Source organism: Faecalibacterium sp. (assembly GCF_052358865.1).
Taxonomy (GTDB): Bacteria; Bacillota; Clostridia; order Oscillospirales; family Ruminococcaceae; genus Faecalibacterium; species Faecalibacterium butyricigenerans.
In genome coordinates, this window is the sequence record NZ_DAWCVJ010000058.1 from 1 (window position 1) to 16,293 (window position 16,293).

The 16,293-nt window shown below is 60.0% G+C and carries 16 protein-coding genes; 6 read left to right on the plus strand and 10 right to left on the minus strand.

Going from position 1 to position 16,293, the window contains the following annotated elements; all coding sequences use genetic code 11:
- Positions 1–202: 202 nt before the first annotated feature.
- From ACT8X9_RS09565 to ACT8X9_RS09590, 6 genes are all read right to left on the minus strand, one after another.
- A complete protein-coding gene (locus ACT8X9_RS09565) occupies positions 203–1,621 on the minus strand; it encodes a glycogen synthase (RefSeq protein WP_227621674.1) in 1,419 nt (472 codons plus the stop codon).
- Between the two features lie 144 nt (positions 1,622–1,765).
- Positions 1,766–2,893 (minus strand): glucose-1-phosphate adenylyltransferase subunit GlgD, encoded by a 1,128-nt coding sequence (glgD, locus tag ACT8X9_RS09570; RefSeq protein WP_227620189.1) that lies wholly within the window; start codon positions 2,891–2,893, stop codon positions 1,766–1,768.
- The gene (locus ACT8X9_RS09575) at positions 2,887–4,080 is read right to left on the minus strand and encodes a glucose-1-phosphate adenylyltransferase (protein ID WP_227620188.1); all 1,194 of its coding nucleotides are present in this window, start codon (positions 4,078–4,080) and stop codon (positions 2,887–2,889) included. The genes glgD and ACT8X9_RS09575 overlap by 7 nt, the downstream gene beginning before the upstream one ends.
- A gap of 75 nt (positions 4,081–4,155) precedes the next feature.
- On the minus strand, positions 4,156–6,378 hold the full coding sequence (glgB, locus tag ACT8X9_RS09580; RefSeq protein ID WP_444268832.1) for a 1,4-alpha-glucan branching protein GlgB: 2,223 nt from the start codon (positions 6,376–6,378) through the stop codon (positions 4,156–4,158).
- 286 nt (positions 6,379–6,664) lie between these two features.
- Entirely contained in the window at positions 6,665–7,723 is a 1,059-nt protein-coding gene (locus tag ACT8X9_RS09585) for a ubiquitin-like domain-containing protein (RefSeq protein ID WP_444268833.1), read from the minus strand.
- 212 nt (positions 7,724–7,935) lie between these two features.
- Entirely contained in the window at positions 7,936–8,262 is a 327-nt protein-coding gene (locus tag ACT8X9_RS09590; protein ID WP_444268834.1) for a hypothetical protein, read from the minus strand.
- A 61-nt stretch (positions 8,263–8,323) separates the two neighbouring features.
- On the opposite strand from ACT8X9_RS09590, the gene ACT8X9_RS09595 reads away from it, so the two are divergent.
- Together ACT8X9_RS09595 and ACT8X9_RS09600 are read left to right on the plus strand one after the other, a co-directional pair.
- Positions 8,324–9,919 carry an Ig-like domain-containing protein gene (locus ACT8X9_RS09595; protein ID WP_444268835.1) on the plus strand — a complete coding sequence of 532 codons (1,596 nt, stop codon included), beginning with the start codon at positions 8,324–8,326 and terminating at the stop codon, positions 9,917–9,919.
- Positions 9,920–9,962: 43 nt separating this feature from the next.
- Complete coding sequence (locus ACT8X9_RS09600; protein ID WP_227620182.1) at positions 9,963–10,214, plus strand: phage holin; 252 nt, start codon at positions 9,963–9,965, stop codon at positions 10,212–10,214.
- A gap of 84 nt (positions 10,215–10,298) precedes the next feature.
- Here ACT8X9_RS09600 and ACT8X9_RS09605 read toward each other — a convergent pair whose 3' ends face one another.
- The 4 genes from ACT8X9_RS09605 to rplM form a co-directional block, all read right to left on the minus strand.
- A complete protein-coding gene (locus tag ACT8X9_RS09605; RefSeq protein ID WP_444268836.1) occupies positions 10,299–10,850 on the minus strand; it encodes a hypothetical protein in 552 nt (183 codons plus the stop codon).
- Positions 10,851–11,156: 306 nt separating this feature from the next.
- Positions 11,157–11,348, minus strand: coding sequence for a hypothetical protein (locus ACT8X9_RS09610; RefSeq protein ID WP_444268837.1), 192 nt, complete (start codon positions 11,346–11,348; stop codon positions 11,157–11,159).
- Positions 11,349–12,031: 683 nt separating this feature from the next.
- Positions 12,032–12,430 carry a 30S ribosomal protein S9 gene (gene rpsI, locus ACT8X9_RS09615; protein WP_227620172.1) on the minus strand — a complete coding sequence of 133 codons (399 nt, stop codon included), beginning with the start codon at positions 12,428–12,430 and terminating at the stop codon, positions 12,032–12,034.
- Between the two features lie 17 nt (positions 12,431–12,447).
- Positions 12,448–12,876: a 50S ribosomal protein L13 gene (gene rplM, locus ACT8X9_RS09620; protein ID WP_227620171.1), complete on the minus strand. Its 429-nt coding sequence runs from the start codon at positions 12,874–12,876 to the stop codon at positions 12,448–12,450.
- A 296-nt stretch (positions 12,877–13,172) separates the two neighbouring features.
- Between rplM and ACT8X9_RS09625 the strand changes: the two genes are divergently transcribed.
- From ACT8X9_RS09625 to ACT8X9_RS09640, 4 genes are all read left to right on the plus strand, one after another.
- A complete protein-coding gene (locus ACT8X9_RS09625; RefSeq protein WP_227620170.1) occupies positions 13,173–13,742 on the plus strand; it encodes a hypothetical protein in 570 nt (189 codons plus the stop codon).
- Positions 13,739–14,530: a tRNA 2-thiocytidine biosynthesis TtcA family protein gene (locus ACT8X9_RS09630; RefSeq protein WP_444268838.1), complete on the plus strand. Its 792-nt coding sequence runs from the start codon at positions 13,739–13,741 to the stop codon at positions 14,528–14,530. The genes ACT8X9_RS09625 and ACT8X9_RS09630 overlap by 4 nt, the downstream gene beginning before the upstream one ends.
- Positions 14,511–15,707, plus strand: a complete 1,197-nt coding sequence (gene alr, locus ACT8X9_RS09635; RefSeq protein WP_444268839.1) for an alanine racemase — start codon at positions 14,511–14,513, stop codon at positions 15,705–15,707. Before ACT8X9_RS09630 ends, alr begins: the two co-directional genes overlap by 20 nt.
- 16 nt (positions 15,708–15,723) lie before the next feature.
- Positions 15,724–16,293: GTP-binding protein (locus ACT8X9_RS09640; RefSeq protein ID WP_444268840.1), on the plus strand; the 570-nt coding region annotated here is incomplete at its 3' end.

A 16,293-nucleotide genomic window follows, 5' to 3' on the forward strand; every position in this document is an offset into this window, starting at 1 on the left:
TTTTAACCCAGGGATTGGCTCGGTGTTATTAACCGTCGGATCCCCCCCCCCTGCACTTTTGTCAAGTTCCCAGAGAAAATTTGTCGATTTGACAAATTTCACCGCGCCGATTCGTCAAATCGCCGATAGCCGCAAAAAAGCCCCGGCGGGCGCTGCGCATTGCAGTACCCGCCGGGGCGGAAATGAGTCTTTGGTCTATCCCTTACCAGAGGTTTGCGGTCTCGTTGTAGAGGCCTTCATAGCTCTTGGCCGAGACATCCCAGCTGAAGTCGCACTCCATATCGTACTTGACGAGGTTATGCCAGTCTTCCTTGCTGTAGTAGCGATCCTGTGCACGGCAGCAGGCGTCGTACAGCTCGTGGGCACTGTAGCCCGCAAAGGTGAAGCCGTTGCCCTCGCCGAGGGTGCAGTCGTGGATGGAGTCCCGCAGGCCGCCGGTCTCGCGGATGATAGGAGGCGTGCCGTAACGGCAGGCGACCATCTGGGCCAGACCGCAAGGCTCGCTCTTGGACGGCATGATAAAGGCGTCTGCACCGGCGTAGATCTCCTGAGACAGGGTCGGCTCGAAGCCGATGTAGGTGCCCACACGGCCCGGGTGACGGCCGCACAGGTCCGAGAAGAAGTTCTCGTACTGGCTCTCGCCGCTGCCCAGAATGACCAGCTCGATGCCGCGGTCCACGAGGCCGTCAGCCACGCTCTGGACGAGGTCGAAGCCCTTCATGCCGACCATGCGGCTGACCATCGCAAAGACGGGGCTGCCGTCCTTGTGGAGGCCGAACCTATCTTGCAGGGCCTCCTTGCACTTTGCCTTGCCCGTTTCGAAGCTGTTGATGTCGTAGTTGCAGGCGATGTGGGGGTCGGTGGCAGGGTCGTTGGCCTCCATGTCGATGCCGTTCAGGATGCCGCAGAGCTTGTACTGCTTCTCCCGCAGCAGGGCGTCCAGACCGTAGCTGAACCACGGGTCGAGGATCTCCTGTGCATAGGTGGGGCTGACGGTGGTGATCTTATCCGCCGTCTCGATGGCGCCCTTCATGAAGTTGGCGCAGCCATCGTACTCCACGATATGCTGGTCGCGGCGGCCGATGCCGCAGGTGTCTTCCAGGATCTCGGTGCCGTACTTGCCCTGATAGGCGATGTTATGGATGGTAAAGATGGTCTTGATGCGGTTGAACTTGTCCAGATGGCGATAGTACAGGTTCAGGTACACCGGCACCAGAGCGGTCTGCCAGTCGTTGCAGTTGATGATGTCGGGGGTGAAGTCGATGTAAAACAGGGTCTCCAGCACGGCGCGGGAGAAGAAGGCGAAGCGCTCACCGTCGTCGTAGAAGCCATAGAGACCGCGGCGCTTGAAGTAATACTCGTTGTCGAGGAAGTAGTAGGTCACGCCGTTGACCTCAGCCTTGAACAGGCCGCAGTACTGGCTGCGCCAGCCCACAGGGACGGAGTAGTTGGTCACATATTCCAGCTTGTCGCGGAACTTCAGGTCGCCGTACAGCGGCATGATGACGCGGGCGTCCACGCCGTCCTTGACCAGAGCCTTGGGCAGAGAGCCAGCCACGTCGGCCAGACCGCCGGACTTCGCAAAGGGGGTTGCTTCCGAAGCAGCATACAGGATCTTCATAAGATTCGCTCCTTCCTGATAAAACAGATGTCGTATCTCCTCCCGCTGCGGCAAAAAGAGCGGGCGGGGGCACACAGTGCCCCCGCCCCTCTTTAAGAGGGGCTACCGGGGAGGGAGCCGCCCCTATGGGAGATTCAAGGTCGATCAGACGATGTGGCTCTTCTGAACGTAGACAGGGAAGCTCTTGGTGCCGCTCAGCTTCTTGTCGGCGGTGATGCGGACGTTCTTGTCCGTCACGACGCAGTCAAGCTCAACGCCAGCCTCCACCACGGTGTCCTGCATCAGGACGCAGTTCTTGACGACGGCACCCTTCTTGACCTTGACACCGCGGAACAGCACACAGTTCTCGACGGTGCCCTCGATGACGCAGCCGTCGGCCAGCAGGGAGTTGCTGACGTTGGAGCCGGTGACATAGCGGGTGGGGTTGTCGTCGCGGATCTTGGTGTAGACGGGGCTCTTCTTGGGGAAGAGGGCGTTCAGGTTCTTCTCGTCGATGAGCTTCAGGTTCTCGTCGAAGTAGCTCTTCATGTCGCAGACATGGGCCACATAGCCGGTGTATTCCAGAGCGTGGATGTTCAGGATATTGACGTTGTGGGCCAGAATGTCGCGCTCAAAGTAGATGAGGCCGCGGGCGGCAGCGTCCTTGACCAGCTTGATGAGGGTCTGGCGCTCCATGACGTAGATGTTCAGGTCGAGGTTCTGCTTGCCGGGGCGGTAGTCGTTGAACAGCAGCTCGGTCACGCGGCCGTCGGCATCGACGGTCAGGGTGTAGTTGTCGTTCTTGCGGCCCTCGGGGATCTCGGTCTTCTGGTAGGCCACGGTGACGTCTGCGCCGCTGGCCTGATGGGCAGCCAGCAGGGCATTAAAGTCATAGTTGATGGCGATGTTGGCATCGCTCATGACCACATAGCGCTCCTTCTGGTTCTCGAGGAAGCTCAGGATAGAGCCAAGAGCCTCGACGCGGCCCGAGTAGATGCGCACACCCTTCTCTGCAAAGGGCGGGACGATGTTCAGGCCGCCATGGCGGCGGGCCATATCCCACTCGCGGCCGGTGCCCAGATGATCCATCAGAGAGTGGTAGTTCTTACGCACCACGATAGACACGTTGGAGATGCCGCAGTTGGCCATGCTGGACAGGACAAAGTCCACCATGCGGTAACGGCCTGCGAAGGGGATCGAGGCCATTGCGCGCTCGGTCACAAGCTCAGGGACGGTATTATCATAGCTGTTGGGGAAAATGATGCCCAACGCATTGTTGTTCTGGCTCAGCATACTTCCTCGCCCTCCTTGACGGAATCAAATACTTTGGCGCCCTCTTTGACGGTAGCGCCTGCGCCGATGGTCAGACCGGTGCCGACATGTGCGATGGGGCCGTCGCCGCCGACCTTGGCACCTGCGCCCACCACGACGTTCTCAGCGAGGATGCAGCGCTTGACCACTGCGCCTGCCTTGACCACGACGCCATCCATCAGGACGGCATCCTTCACCGTTGCGCCCTCTTCCACCACAACGCCGGCGCTCAGGACAGAGTGCTCGACGCGGCCATAGATCTGGCAGCCCTCGGTGATGAGGGAGTCCTGCACCACGGCGCGGGGGCCGATCTTCTGGGCGGGCAGCACGGGGTTGCGGCTGTAGATCTTCCACTTCTCGTCGAAAATGTCGATGCCGGAGTTCTCGGGGTCGAGGACCTCCATGTTGGCTTCCCACAGGCTGTCGATAGTGCCCACGTCACGCCAGTAGCCGTTGAAGTGGTATGCATACATCTTGCGGCCGTCCCGCAGCAGCGCGGGGATGATGTTCATGCCGAAGTCGTTCTTGGAGTTGGGGTCTGCCTCGTCCTCTTCCAGATACTTCTTGAGGACGTCCCAGTTGAAGATGTAGATGCCCATGGAAGCCAGATTGGACTTCGGGACAGGGGGCTTCTCCTGGAACTCAGTGATCTTGTCGTCCTCGTCTGCGACCATCAGGCCGAAGCGGGATGCTTCCTTCCAATCGACCTCCATGACGGCCACAGAGAACTCTGCGCCCTTCTCCTTGTGGAAGCGGAGGAAGTCGGCGTAATCCTGCTTGCAGATCTGGTCGCCGGACAGGATGATGACATACTCCGGGTCATAGCTGTCGATGAAGCTGATATTCTGGTAGATGGCGTTTGCGGTGCCCTTGTACCAGTCGGTGCCCTTTGCCTGCTCATAAGGAGGCAGGGTGTGGACGCCGCCATACAGACGGTCGAGGTCCCAAGGCTGGCCGTTGCCGATGTACTCGTTCAGCTTCTGGGGCTGATACTGGGTCGCAATACCAACGGTATCGATGCTGGAGTTTACGCAGTTGGACAGCGGGAAGTCCACGATGCGGTATTTGCCGCCGAAGGACACCGCCGGTTTTGCCGTTTTCTGTGTCAGCGCGTACAAGCGCGAGCCACGTCCGCCGGCAAGGATCATTGCCACGATTTCTTTAGCCATAGCTTTATTCTCCCCTTTAAACATTTCCTGATATTTGGTGGAAATGGTTCAACAATGTTGGTCGGTCCGTCTGCCTTATTTTTCGGCCTTATCCGCCTTTTTGGCGCGGGGCTTGCGGGCAGGCTTTGCCTCCTCCGCCTTCTCAGCCTTGGGCTTCCGGCCCCGCTTTGCCGGGGCCTTTTCCTCTGCCGGGGCGGCCTCGGTCTTGGGCTTGCGGCCCCGCTTGGCAGGAGCTTTCTCTTCCGCCGCCGGAGCTGCCTTGGGCTTGCGGGTGCGCTTGGCAGGGGTCTTCTCCTCTGCCTTTTCGGCCTTGGCGGTCTTCGCGGTCTTCTTGGATGCGGCCTTTTCGGTCTTGGCCTCAGCCTTGTCCTCCGCCGTCTTGCGGGTGCGCTTTGCAGGCACCTCAAAGTAGAGCACGCTCATGGGGGGCAGCGTGATGGTGATGCTCTGCTCGAAGCCGTGGAGCGGCTTCTTCTTGGTGCGGACAGCCTTGTTGTGGACGCTGCCGGAGCCGCCGAAGGCCTCGTCGTCGCTGTTCAGGATCTCCTTGTAGGTGCCGGAGTTCGGTGCGCCCAGCGTATAGCCCTCGCGCAGGACGGGGTTGAAGTTGCAGACCACGAGGATCTGCTTGCCGCTGGCGTCCTTGCGCAGGAAGGCCACGACGCTCTGCCGTGAGTCGTCGGGGACGATCCACTGGAAGCCCTCCCAGCTGTAATCGATCTGCCAGAAGGCGGGATTGTCCTTGTAGAATTTATTCAGGGTCTTGACGTAGGTCTGCAGCTCGGTGTGCTTGTCGTAGCCCAGCAGCATCCAGTCCAGCGGCTTGGCCTCGTTCCACTCGGTGAACTGGCCGAACTCCTGACCCATGAACAGCAGCTTCTTGCCGGGGTGTGCCATCATGTAGCCGAAGAAGGTGCGCAGATTTGCGAACTTGGCCTCATAATCTCCGGGCATCTTGTTGATGAGGCTCCCCTTGCCGTGGACGACCTCGTCGTGGCTGATGGGCAGCACAAAGTTCTCGCTGAAGGCATAGAAGAAGCTGAAGGTGACTTTGTTGTGGTTGCCTGCGCGGAAGAGCGGGTCGGTCTTCATGTAGCTGAGCATATCGTTCATCCAACCCATGTTCCACTTGAAGTTGAAGCCGAGGCCGCCGTCCGAAGCAGGCTTTGTGACCATCGGCCATGCGGTGGACTCCTCCGCAATCATGTATTTGTGGGGGTGGCGGCCCAGAACCGTGTTGTTGAGCTTCTGCAGGAAGGCCACGGCCTCAAGGTTCTCCTTGCCGCCGTTCTTGTTCGGCTCCCACTCACCCTGCTTGCGGTTGTAGTCCAGATAGAGCATGGAGGCCACGGCATCCACCCGCAGGCCGTCGATGTGGTACTGCTCCAGCCAGTAGAGAGCGCTGGAGATGAGGAAGCTCTGCACCTCGCTACGGCCGAAGTCGAACACCATCGTGCCCCACTCCTTGTGCTCGCCGCGCTTGGGGTTCGGGTCCTCATAGCAGGCCTCGCCGTCGAAGTTGTACAGGCCGAACTGGTCTTTCGGGAAGTGGGCCGGCACCCAGTCCATGATGACGCCGATGCCCGCCTCGTGCATCTTGTCCACGAAGGCCATCAGGTCCTTCGGGGTGCCGTAGCGGCTGGTGGGGGCAAAGTAGCCCGTCACCTGATAGCCCCAGCTGCCGTCGAAGGGGTACTCCATGACGGGCAGCAGCTCGACGTGGGTGTAGCCCATCTCGGTGATGTAGGGGATCAGCTCGTCGGCCAGCTCGGAGTAGTTGTAGGGCAGGCCGCCCTCCTTCATCTTCCAGCTGCCGGCGTGCATCTCGTAGATGTTCATCGGCCCGTTGATAACGTCCATCTTCTTCTGGGCGCTCTGCCATGCCTCATCGTGCCAGACGAAGCCGTTCAGGTCATAGACCTTGCTGCCGTTCGAGGGGCGGGTCTCGGCGTGGAACGCATAGGGGTCGGCCTTGTAGACGAGGTCGCCCGAACGGGTGGTCACGCAGTATTTGTATACGTCATATTCCTTCATGCCCGGGATGAACAGCTCCCATACGGAATCGCCGTCCACCTTGCGCATCGGGTGGCTGCCCGGTTTCCAACTATTGAAATCGCCTACCACGCTGATGGCCGTCGCGTGCGGTGCCCAGACGCGGAACACCACGCCCGTCTCCCCGGCCCGCTGCTCGATGTGTGCGCCAAAATAGCGGTATGCTTCACAGTTGTTGCCCTGCTTGAACAAATACACCGGAAGATCCGATGGATTGCTGTGGGTCTTTTCCTCAGTCGGTTTCATAAACAGCTCCTCCCCGCACAGGCCGCATGGGCAGCGCTGTGCCTTTTACTCTCTTATATTAAAGAATTTCGTCGGATTTTTCAAGGGTTTTCTTGGAAAATATACCATAATCTTTTCGTTGATATTTTTCTTATATATACAACATCTCTAATTTTAGACAAGAATTATCAGCAAACATGACAGATTCCGGGCAAAAAAGAAGCATCCGCCCCGGTTTTCGCGCATTTGGCACAAAAACAGAGCGGATGCTTTTCCATTCTTTTACTTCAGTTCTTCTCCAGGCCCATCAGCCCACGACATAGACGTTGACGTTGATGGCGCCGTTGATGACCGACTCCGCGTAGGTCTCGTAGAACAGGTCCACGAGGATGCGGCCATCCTGCACGGCGATGCCGGTGTCCGTGGCCACAGCGTAGCCATAGACGAAGCTGCCGTCGGTGGAAGTGATATACAGCAGGGTGCCGTAGGGGATGACGCTGGGGTCAACGGCCACGGTGCCATACCCCAGACCCAGACCGGAGGAGCCTTTGCCGGACTTGGAATAGTAGCCGGTGGCCTTGCCGGTGAGGACTTTGCTGTAGCTGGCGGGGGCGTTGGTGGTGCCGTCCGGGCCGGTCAGGGGCGAGACGGGCGCACCTGCGCCGTAGGTCTTGACCACATGGTCGGTCGGCTCCACGGTGGTGGTCACATCGGTGACGACGCTGTTCTCCAGCTCACCGTCCACCCAGCGCTCGCGGGTGGTGACGGTCTGCTGGCCCTCCGCGCCGTGCTGCATCGTGGTGGCGCGGCCGGTGTTGCGGAAGTAGAGGCTGGTGTAGACATATTCGGTGTCATAGGGGACGGCCTGCGTCTCCACCTTATCCTGATACTCGACACGGTGGACTTCGATCTTGCTGCCCGCCGTGACGCGCGCACTCAGCGCCGGCTCGGTGTAGTCATCCGCATCCAGCGTGATGCCGGCGCGTTCCAGCGCGTCGGCCACCGTGCCCATCACCATCCGGACGGGGTATTCCTGCCCGTCTGCCTCGATGGTGACGCTGAAGGCACGCTCGATGTTCAGGGATGCCAGACTGCCGGCGAAGGCAGTGTAGTAGACTTCGTCTCCCTCCTCGGCCTCGATGCCGGAAAGGCTCATAACACGGGCGGGGTCGCTCTCAGAGGTGAGGACCACCTGCCGCACACCGTGGGAGTCTGTGACGTAGGTCAGCCGCAGATTCGCGGCGGTCACGGCCAGCGTGAACAGAAGGCACACAGCCATGACGCAGAACGCCAGCACACGGGACGAGGCTGCACGGGTGCAGCCAGACAATGCTTTTTTAAATTTGACGGAAGCGATACGAGACAACTCCTCTCTTTTCAGATTTTGGAATGGACAGCGGGCCTGTATCTCAAGGCCCGCCAAACTGTGCGCAGTTACCCCGCACAGCGGGCGCCGCAAATGCGGCTTTTCACTTCACCGTGATGAATTTTATGCGCTGCAACGTGTGTTGAGCGGACGTTATTTTAGCAGACCGGAGCCGTTTTGTCAAATCGGGGGCCTCGAGTTTGATAATTGCTTCACATAGTTTTTTGTGCAATCTGTACATAGTTTTCACTCGATTTCATGAAATTCAATGGTTTCTCTCCGATTTTTTCGCAATTTTCGGCTCTTATCCGTTCATATATTTTTAACATTTCCGCCGCGCTTTCCGGGCCGTTTTTTGCAGTATCGCAGAGCATCTTTGCGGCGTCAAACCGGCCTTGACAGGCCCATTTCCGACACAAATTACGGGCTGTTTTCCCCTTATTTTCCGGCCAGAAACAGGGGGTAATTTCTCCCCGAAAATGCCGTTTGGCAAAATGCCGAACCCACCAAATTCCAAATAAAAAAGTGTACTCTCCCACGCCTTGCCGCTCTGCGCTACAATCAGGCCAGATGCAAAACCAAACGAAAGGAGTTTTCACCATGCAGATCAACATTACCGCCCGGGACTTCGGCGGCACCGAATTTCTCGCCCAGCCCCACCGGCTGCATCTGGGCGCACAGAAGGCCGAAGGCGTGGACTGGCTGGAATTTGCCCTGCCCCGGCAGTGGGCCGGGTGCATCGTCACCCTCCACATCCGCCACGCCGACGGCACACTGGCCGAGCCTTTGGAGCTGGACGAAGCGGGCCGCGTCCGGGTGGGCCGCAGCTTCACCGGCTGGGCCAGCGGCGAGTGGATGCTGGCCGCCGCCAACGGCGAGGGCTACATCGCCTACACCCGGCCCGGCCAGTATGATGTCCACGACATCCTCCCCACCGAGGGCGGGGGCGAGGAGCTGACGCCCTCGGTCTACGAGCAGTTCATCGCCCGGGTGGTCGCCAGCGCCAACGCCGCCGCCGAGGCCGCCAAGCGGGCGGCCTCCGGCGAGGAGAACGCCAAGCAGAGCGCCAGCGAGGCAGCAGCCTCAGCCCAGCAGACCGCCGCCAGCGCCACGCTGGCCGCAGGCTATGCCGAACAGGCAGAGGCCGCTGCCGAGCGTGCGGCCTCCTACGCGCCCGGCGAGGGCGCTGTCCTGAGCGTCAACGGCAGGAGCGGCGCGGTCCGGCTGAACGCGCTGGACGTCTGGGCAACGCCCCGCCCCGTCCTGCCGCAGGCGGGCCAGCTGGTGCGGGTGGTGAAGGTGGATGCCGCCACCGGCGCGCTGACCACCGACACCGTGAGCGCCGACCGCCTCAGCGGGCTGGGCAGCGAGGAAAAAGCCCTTCTGCTCAAGCTGCTGGACGCCGCCAGCTACACCGGCAGCAGCGCACAGGACGACCTGACCGCCCTGAAAAAACTGTGGGACACCACGCCGCCCACGCCCCTGCCCGAGCCGGACATCATCCCCGTCCAGAAGGTGGCTCTGAGCCAGCACACTCTGGAACTGCCCCGGCTCAGCTCCGCCGACCTCAGCGTCTCCATCACGCCTCCGGACGCCACCGACCAGACGGTGCTTTGGAGCGCTTCGCCGGAGGACGTCGTCTCGGTGGAGGCAGGCCGCGTCACCGGCCTCAAGAAAGGCACCGCCGTCGTCACCGCCGTCTCCGACACCAAGAGCGACAGCTGCACCGTCACCGTGACCCCCGCCGTCTACCGCATCGAGACGGCCCACGACGCCAGCGGTAGCATCCCCGCGTGGGACGCCGCTCCCTCCCACGCCGAGTTTTCCATGCCCCTGACTGCCAAAAAGTCCGGCCTCCTGCTCCGCGCGCTGGAATTCCGCATCAAAGGCTTTGTGGCCGGAAAGATGCGGGCCATCCTGCGCCGGTACGGCTCCACCACCCCGCTGGTGGACCTCTCGCTGGAACTCATCCGAGGCTACAACGATGTCGTCCTCGACATGGGCGGTTTTCCGCTGGAAAAAGGCGTGGAGTATCAGCTGTACCTGTCCGCCGTCAACAACTTCTATCCGCCCTCGGTGGAGGCCGGGTGGGTGGAGGAGAATGACTTCATCGACATCGCCCACGGCAGCGCCTACTACGACGGCGACACCACCCTCATCTTCGCGGGCACTGTCGTGCTGCGGGAAGCCGACTGACAACAACACACATATCATGAAATCAGAAAGAGAGGTACTCCTTATGACTCATCACAACATCTCTGCATCCACTCTGGCCCGCACCGCTGCGCTGGCTCTGGCCCTGACCAATCAGGTTCTCAGCGCCGTGGGCAAGCCCATCCTGCCCATCGAGAGCGCCCAGCTGGAACAGCTCATTTCCAGCGGCCTCACCGTCGCCGCCGCCCTCGCCAGCTGGTGGAACAACAACAGCTTTACCCCCGAGGCCATCGAAGCCGACGACTTCATGACCCGCCTCAAGCAGCAGAAACGCTGAAAACGCAGCAGCGCCCCGGAGCGATCAGCTCCGGGGCGCTGCTTTTTTATTGGAGAAAATCAGTGGTTCAACTAAAAATCAGGTTCAGATGTTGATGTCTCCGCCGTCTTGAGCTTCAGGGATCTTTGCAAAGACGACCATGTAGTCTTCGGCTTTTTCCTGCGTGTCGGTCAGCTTTGCATCGTTCATGACATCAAAGCCGACTTTCAGCGTTCTGTTGCCATCTTCATCCGTTTCGACGCAGTCTTCAAGGCCATCATAAATAACATCAGCCGGATAGCCCCATTTTGTGGAATCCTTTGCATTTTTGGGCATCTTGAGAACGACGACCAGATAATGAATATCTTGATAAGTCACCTCTGTACTGATGTCATCAGGCCACTCCTCGATGTTCCGCAGCTCATCTATGTCCCAAGCTGTCCCCTCTGCGACCTTAAAAGCCTTGAATATGCCACCGGCCTTCTTACTCAAGCTGTCGCTCTCAGAGACTTTGACTAGATACGAATCGCCCACCGTCTGCAATGCCTTCAGCATCGCATTCTCTTTCGCGGCATCCCCGAGGGCACAGCCGGTCAGCAGGGACAGTGCCATCACACCAGCCAGTGCGGCGGCCGCGAGCTTCTTGAACAATTTCATGGAAAATTCCTCCTTTATCTGTGTTTTCGTCCGTTGTGGACTGCCGTTTTCGGGCAGGCCTTCTTGTCTGCATTCTACACTTTTTGACCAAACGCTGTCAATATTTTTCCGTAGATTCAGAGTTGCGCACAGTTCTCCGAGATTTTCTTTAGCGTTTTGACGAAAATAGAAGCTTTTCGACTTTATTCGTCGCAACCGTGGGACGCTTTACAGCACAATACCGCCGCCTTTTTTGCGGCGAAGAAGGCGCACCCCGGAGCGAACTGCTCCGAGGTGCGCCTCTCTTATATTTGAAGAATGAACCACTCAGACGTTCTGCTGAACATCCTCCGCTGCCACATAGTCCTCCTGCACACTGATGACAGCGGCGTGGGTGTCAGCGGCCTTTGCAGATGTCTTCGGGAAAAGGCCCGTATAGATGGTCATGCCTGCCATCATCAGAACAGCCAGTGCAAGACCGACCAGACGAATCATCAGACTATCAACATTCTCGTTCATGATACCTTCTCCTTTTCCTCTTTTGCGGCCCGGCAGACACCTTTCTGCCGTGGTCCCACATTCCAGTTTTCTTCGCTGCGGACCCCCTCTATCGGCCCGCAGCGAGGCATTTCCCAAGACATTCCAAAGAAAAAAGCCTAGGGTGAACACACCCCAGGCTCCATTGTCTGTCTACAGGCTATAATAGCCTCTTTTTTCGCTTTTGTCAAGAGGGGGAGAAAGGAAGTTCGATTTTTCTCTTTTGCCCCGCTTCGACAAAGTTTGCGTTCCTTTTGCTGCTGTGTTATACTGGTATCGCTGCCCTTACCTACTCTGGCAACAGGGAGGGGGTGTGCAAAATGGACTCTCCGTTCAACAGTTTCCTCGTGACTGTCGCAGCGAATGTAGTTTCGTACTACATCTGCAAGTGGCTTGACAGCCACCGCAAGGGTAAGTAAGCCCAAAAGAACCCCCTCGGACTCACACTCCGAGGGGGTTCGCTTTTGGTGCGCAAATGAACTCTCCAGCCAGTTTCCTTTGGCTACTTTCATTATATGCCAAACAGCAAAAATGTCAAGCCATCTGGAAAAAAGTTTACTTTTACCGGCCTGCGCAGTCGTGCCCCCCAGTCCAGCAGGAAAAGCGTATGACAAACAAAAACGGCTCTGCCGAAGCAGAGCCGTAAAATCGCAGTACCGGTAAAATCAGCGCTTGCTGAACTGGGGTGCACGACGTGCAGCCTTCAGACCGTACTTCTTGCGCTCCTTCATACGAGGATCGCGGGTCAGGAAGCCAGCCTTCTTCAGGACAGAGCGGTTCTCGTCGCTCTGCTGCAGCAGGGCGCGGCTCAGGCCGTGGCGGATAGCGCCAGCCTGACCGGAAACACCGCCGCCGGAAACGCGGACGACGACGTCATACTTGCCCTCGAGGCCCAGCAGGACCAGCGGAGAGCGGACGATCAGCTTCAGGGTCTCCAGACCGAAGTAGTTGTCGATGTCACGGTCATTGATGGTGACCTTGCCAGTGCCCTGATAAACGCGAACGCGGGCAACGGAATCCTTACGACGACCAGTGCCGTAGAAATAAGGTTTGGTTTCGTACATGTTCGATTGCCTCCTTCTTAGAACTCGATCTTCTCGGGCTTCTGAGCTGCGTGAGCGTGCTCGGCACCCTGGTAGCAGTGCAGGCGGGTCAGAGCCTTAGCACCGATGGTGTTGGAAGGGATCATGCCCTTGACAGCGTAGGTCATGGCCAGATCGCTGTTCTCAGCCATCAGCTTGCTGTACTGGACCTTCTTCAGGCCGCCGATGAACTTGCTGTGGGTGATGTGGAACTTCTGCTCGGCCTTCTTGCCGGTCAGGACAGCCTTGTCGCAGTTGATGACGACGACGTAATCGCCGCAGTCAACATTGGGGGTATAATCGACCTTCTGCTTGCCGCGCAGCAGAACAGCAGCCTCAGCAGCGACGTGGCCCAGGCTCTTGCCGGCAGCGTCGAGCAGATACCACTTGCGCTCGACTTCAGCGGGCTTGACGAGAGTAGTGCTCATATCTATTTCCTCCTGATAAGTGTTTCAACGGTTCAATGCGCCTTTTGGGGGCGCGAGTGTTAGTATACATCCCCGGGAGCCGCCTGTCAACAGTATTTTCCGATTTTTTCGGCTCAGTTTTTTGAATCTCTTGTTTTCTCTTGTTTTCTCTCGAAATCTCATGTTTTCTCGAATCGTATTTTCGGTCTGCTTTTTGCGGCACGGCGCTACAATTTTGGCGCTGAGTATGTTATACTAAAAAGGATACAGCCCCACCCCGGGGCCGACCCCTACTTTTATAAGGAGGATACCCCCTCATGCCGAAAGACATCCACCAGCGCGACAGCGCACAGCAGCGCTCTTTCCGCCTGCTGCTCGCCATGGGCATCATCGTCCTGCTGGGCGCACTGGCCTATTTTGTTCTGACCCTCGCGGTCAACCGCCGCACCCCCGCTTCTCCCGACACCCGCTATACCGCCGAAAACGGCATCTCGGTCTATTATGAGTCCGCCGTCTGGCCGGTCTGCGAGATGACCGAGGACGCCACCCTTGGCCGTGCGCTGGAGCTGGCCTCCGCCCAGAGCAGCGATGACGCCAACTACCAGGTCGTGCTGCTCCAGAGGGGTACGAAGGACTCCTACGAGGACTTTATCGGCCAGTCGGAGCGCGACCTCAAGCAGGCCTACGGCGTCATCAGCCCCCGGAAAGTCAACCTGAACATCGACGGTGCAGCCGTCACCGCCGTGCGCTGTGACATTCAGGCTTACTACGCCGTGCTGGCCACCATCGAATACGACACCGGCGATGTCATCTACGTCTCTGCGCTAACCAAACTGGCCTCCATCAGCGACATCGTGAACCTCGTGGAGAGCGTGAGCCTGTCATGAGCGGCACGAAAGCGATGCAGCGGCTCTGCGGCCTGATGCGCAAAGCCGTTCAGCAGTATGAGATGCTTTCCCCCGGCGACCGCGTCCTCGTGGGCGTTTCGGGCGGCAAGGACAGCGTGGCTCTGACGGTGGGCCTTGCGCAGCTGCGGCAGTACCTCGGCTTTCCCTTTGAGGTGACAGCCGTCACCCTCGACCCCCAGTTCGGGGGACAGCCGGTGGACTACTCCGCGCTGGAAGCCCTTTTCCGGCAGTACGGTGTGCCCTACGAGGTGCGCCGCACCCTCATCGGCCCCATCGTCTTCGATTACCGGAAGGAGAAAAATCCCTGCTCTCTCTGCGCCAATCTGCGCCGGGGCGCTCTCCATGCCGCCGCCGAAGAGCTGGGCTGCAACAAGGTGGCGCTGGGCCATCACCTCGACGACGCCATCGAGACCTTTTACATGAATCTCTGGCGGGAGGGCCGCATCGGCTGTTTTTCGCCGGTGACGGAGCTGTCCGACCGGGGCCTGACCCTCATCCGGCCGCTCCTCCTCGCCACCGAGCAGGAGGTGCGCACTGCCGTGAAAGAGTCGGGCTTCCCCATCGTGAAAAGCCGCTGCCCCGCCGACGGCGTGACCACCCGGGAGGACACCAAGGACTTCGTCCGGGAGCGCTGCCGCACCGACCGGGCTTTCCGGCAGAAGACGCTCCACGCCTTGCAGGAAAGCGGCATCGACGGCTGGCGTCCCCTGCACCCGGCCCGCACATCAAATAAGGAGGACACTGCCCATGCAGACACCACTCTTTGAAAAACACGTCTGGGCCGAGATCGATCTGGATGCCCTGCGCCACAATTTCCGTATTGTGAAGTCCCGGGCCGGCGAGATGCCGCTGTGTGCCGTCGTCAAGGCGGACAGCTACGGTCACGGCGCTGTGGAATGCGCCAAGGTCTTCGCCGAGGAAGGGGCCGCATGGTTGGCCGTGAGCTGTCTGGCCGAGGCCCGTCAGCTCCGTCAGGCCGGGCTGCGCCTGCCCATCCTCATTCTGGGCCATGTGGAGCCGGGCTGCGCAGCGGTCCTGATGGAGCAGAACATCACCGCCGCCTGCTACTCCCTGTCGCAGGCCAAGGCCCTCAGTGAGGCAGCCTCCGCCGCAGGCGGGACGGTGGATGTCCACCTCAAGGCCGACACCGGCATGGGCCGCATCGGCTTTGCGCTCCGCACCGACTTTGACGCCGCGCTGGCCGGGATGCTGGAAGTCTGCCGCCTGCCCGGTCTCCGGGTCACGGGCCTGTTCCAGCACTTTGCCGTTGCCGACGACGACACCGCCGACAGCGTGGCCTATACCAGCGGGCAGCACGCCCTCTTCGTCCGGGCCTGTCAGGGCCTCGCCGAGGCCGGGTTCGAGCCTGCCGTCGTCCACTGCGACAACTCCGCCGGGGTGATGCTCCACCCCGACTGGCCCGCCGGTCTGCCCCGCACCCGCTGCATGGCTCGTCCCGGCATCATCCTTTACGGCTTCGACCCCAGCGACGAGGTGCGCTTCGGCGTTTTCCGCCCGGTGATGAAGCTGAAGACCATCGTCAGCATGGTAAAGGAGATGCAGCCCGGCCAGTCGGCCAGCTACGGACGCCGCTTCACCGCCGAAAAGCCCACCAAGGTCGCCACCCTCTGCGCCGGGTACGCCGACGGCTACCCCCGTCTGCTGAGCTGCGGCAAGGGCATCGTGGAGATCAAGGGCAGACCCTGCCCGGTGCTGGGCCGGGTCTGCATGGACCAGCTGATGGTGGACGTTTCCGCCCTGCCCGACGTGCGGGAGGGGGATGAGGCCATCCTCTGGGGCGGCACGGTGAGCGACAGCGCCGAGACCATCGCCCGCAAGACCGATACCATTTCTTACGAGGTGCTCTGCGGCGTTTCCCGCCGGGTGCCCCGCGTTTATCTGGAAAACGGCGGCGTCAAGGCCGTCGAAGACTGGATCCTATAAATTTCGGAGGAACTACATGGCAAGAGACAACATCCGCAACTTCTGCATCATCGCGCACATCGACCACGGCAAATCCACCCTGTCCGACCGCATCCTCGAGCTGACCAAGAGCGTGGACGAGCGGACGATGGAGGACCAGATCCTCGACAACATGGACATCGAGCGGGAGCGCGGCATCACCATCAAGGCCCGCGCCGTCACCATGAACTACACCGCCAAGGACGGCAAGGTGTACGAGTTCAACCTCATCGACACCCCGGGCCATGTGGACTTCGCCTACGAGGTCAGCCGCAGCCTCGCCGCCTGTGAAGGTGCCATCCTCGTGGTGGACGCCACGCAGGGCGTGGAGGCCCAGACCCTCGCCAACACCTATATGGCGCTGGAGCACGACCTCGAGCTGGTGCCCATCCTGAATAAGATCGACCTGCCCTCGGCCCATCCGGACGAGGTGGCGCAGGAGGTGGAGGATGTCATCGGCCTGCCCTGCCTCGACGCCCCCCGCGTCTCGGCCAAGACCGGTCTGAACATCGATCAGGTGCTGGAGCGTATCCACAGCTCCGCCCCCACGACCCGGACCGACCTCCCG

Coding starts and splice junctions, on each gene's coding strand:
- ACT8X9_RS09625 (WP_227620170.1), top strand. CDS start 13,173: ATGCCGAAAGACATCCACCAGCGCGACAGCGCACAGCAGCGCTCTTTC.
- ACT8X9_RS09565 (WP_227621674.1), bottom strand. CDS start 1,621: ATGAAGATCCTGTATGCTGCTTCGGAAGCAACCCCCTTTGCGAAGTCC.
- ACT8X9_RS09595 (WP_444268835.1), top strand. CDS start 8,324: ATGCAGATCAACATTACCGCCCGGGACTTCGGCGGCACCGAATTTCTC.
- ACT8X9_RS09610 (WP_444268837.1), bottom strand. CDS start 11,348: ATGAACGAGAATGTTGATAGTCTGATGATTCGTCTGGTCGGTCTTGCA.
- glgB (WP_444268832.1), bottom strand. CDS start 6,378: ATGAAACCGACTGAGGAAAAGACCCACAGCAATCCATCGGATCTTCCG.
- ACT8X9_RS09630 (WP_444268838.1), top strand. CDS start 13,739: ATGAGCGGCACGAAAGCGATGCAGCGGCTCTGCGGCCTGATGCGCAAA.
- rpsI (WP_227620172.1), bottom strand. CDS start 12,430: ATGTACGAAACCAAACCTTATTTCTACGGCACTGGTCGTCGTAAGGAT.
- rplM (WP_227620171.1), bottom strand. CDS start 12,876: ATGAGCACTACTCTCGTCAAGCCCGCTGAAGTCGAGCGCAAGTGGTAT.
- ACT8X9_RS09605 (WP_444268836.1), bottom strand. CDS start 10,850: ATGAAATTGTTCAAGAAGCTCGCGGCCGCCGCACTGGCTGGTGTGATG.
- ACT8X9_RS09600 (WP_227620182.1), top strand. CDS start 9,963: ATGACTCATCACAACATCTCTGCATCCACTCTGGCCCGCACCGCTGCG.
- ACT8X9_RS09575 (WP_227620188.1), bottom strand. CDS start 4,080: ATGGCTAAAGAAATCGTGGCAATGATCCTTGCCGGCGGACGTGGCTCG.
- alr (WP_444268839.1), top strand. CDS start 14,511: ATGCAGACACCACTCTTTGAAAAACACGTCTGGGCCGAGATCGATCTG.
- glgD (WP_227620189.1), bottom strand. CDS start 2,893: ATGCTGAGCCAGAACAACAATGCGTTGGGCATCATTTTCCCCAACAGC.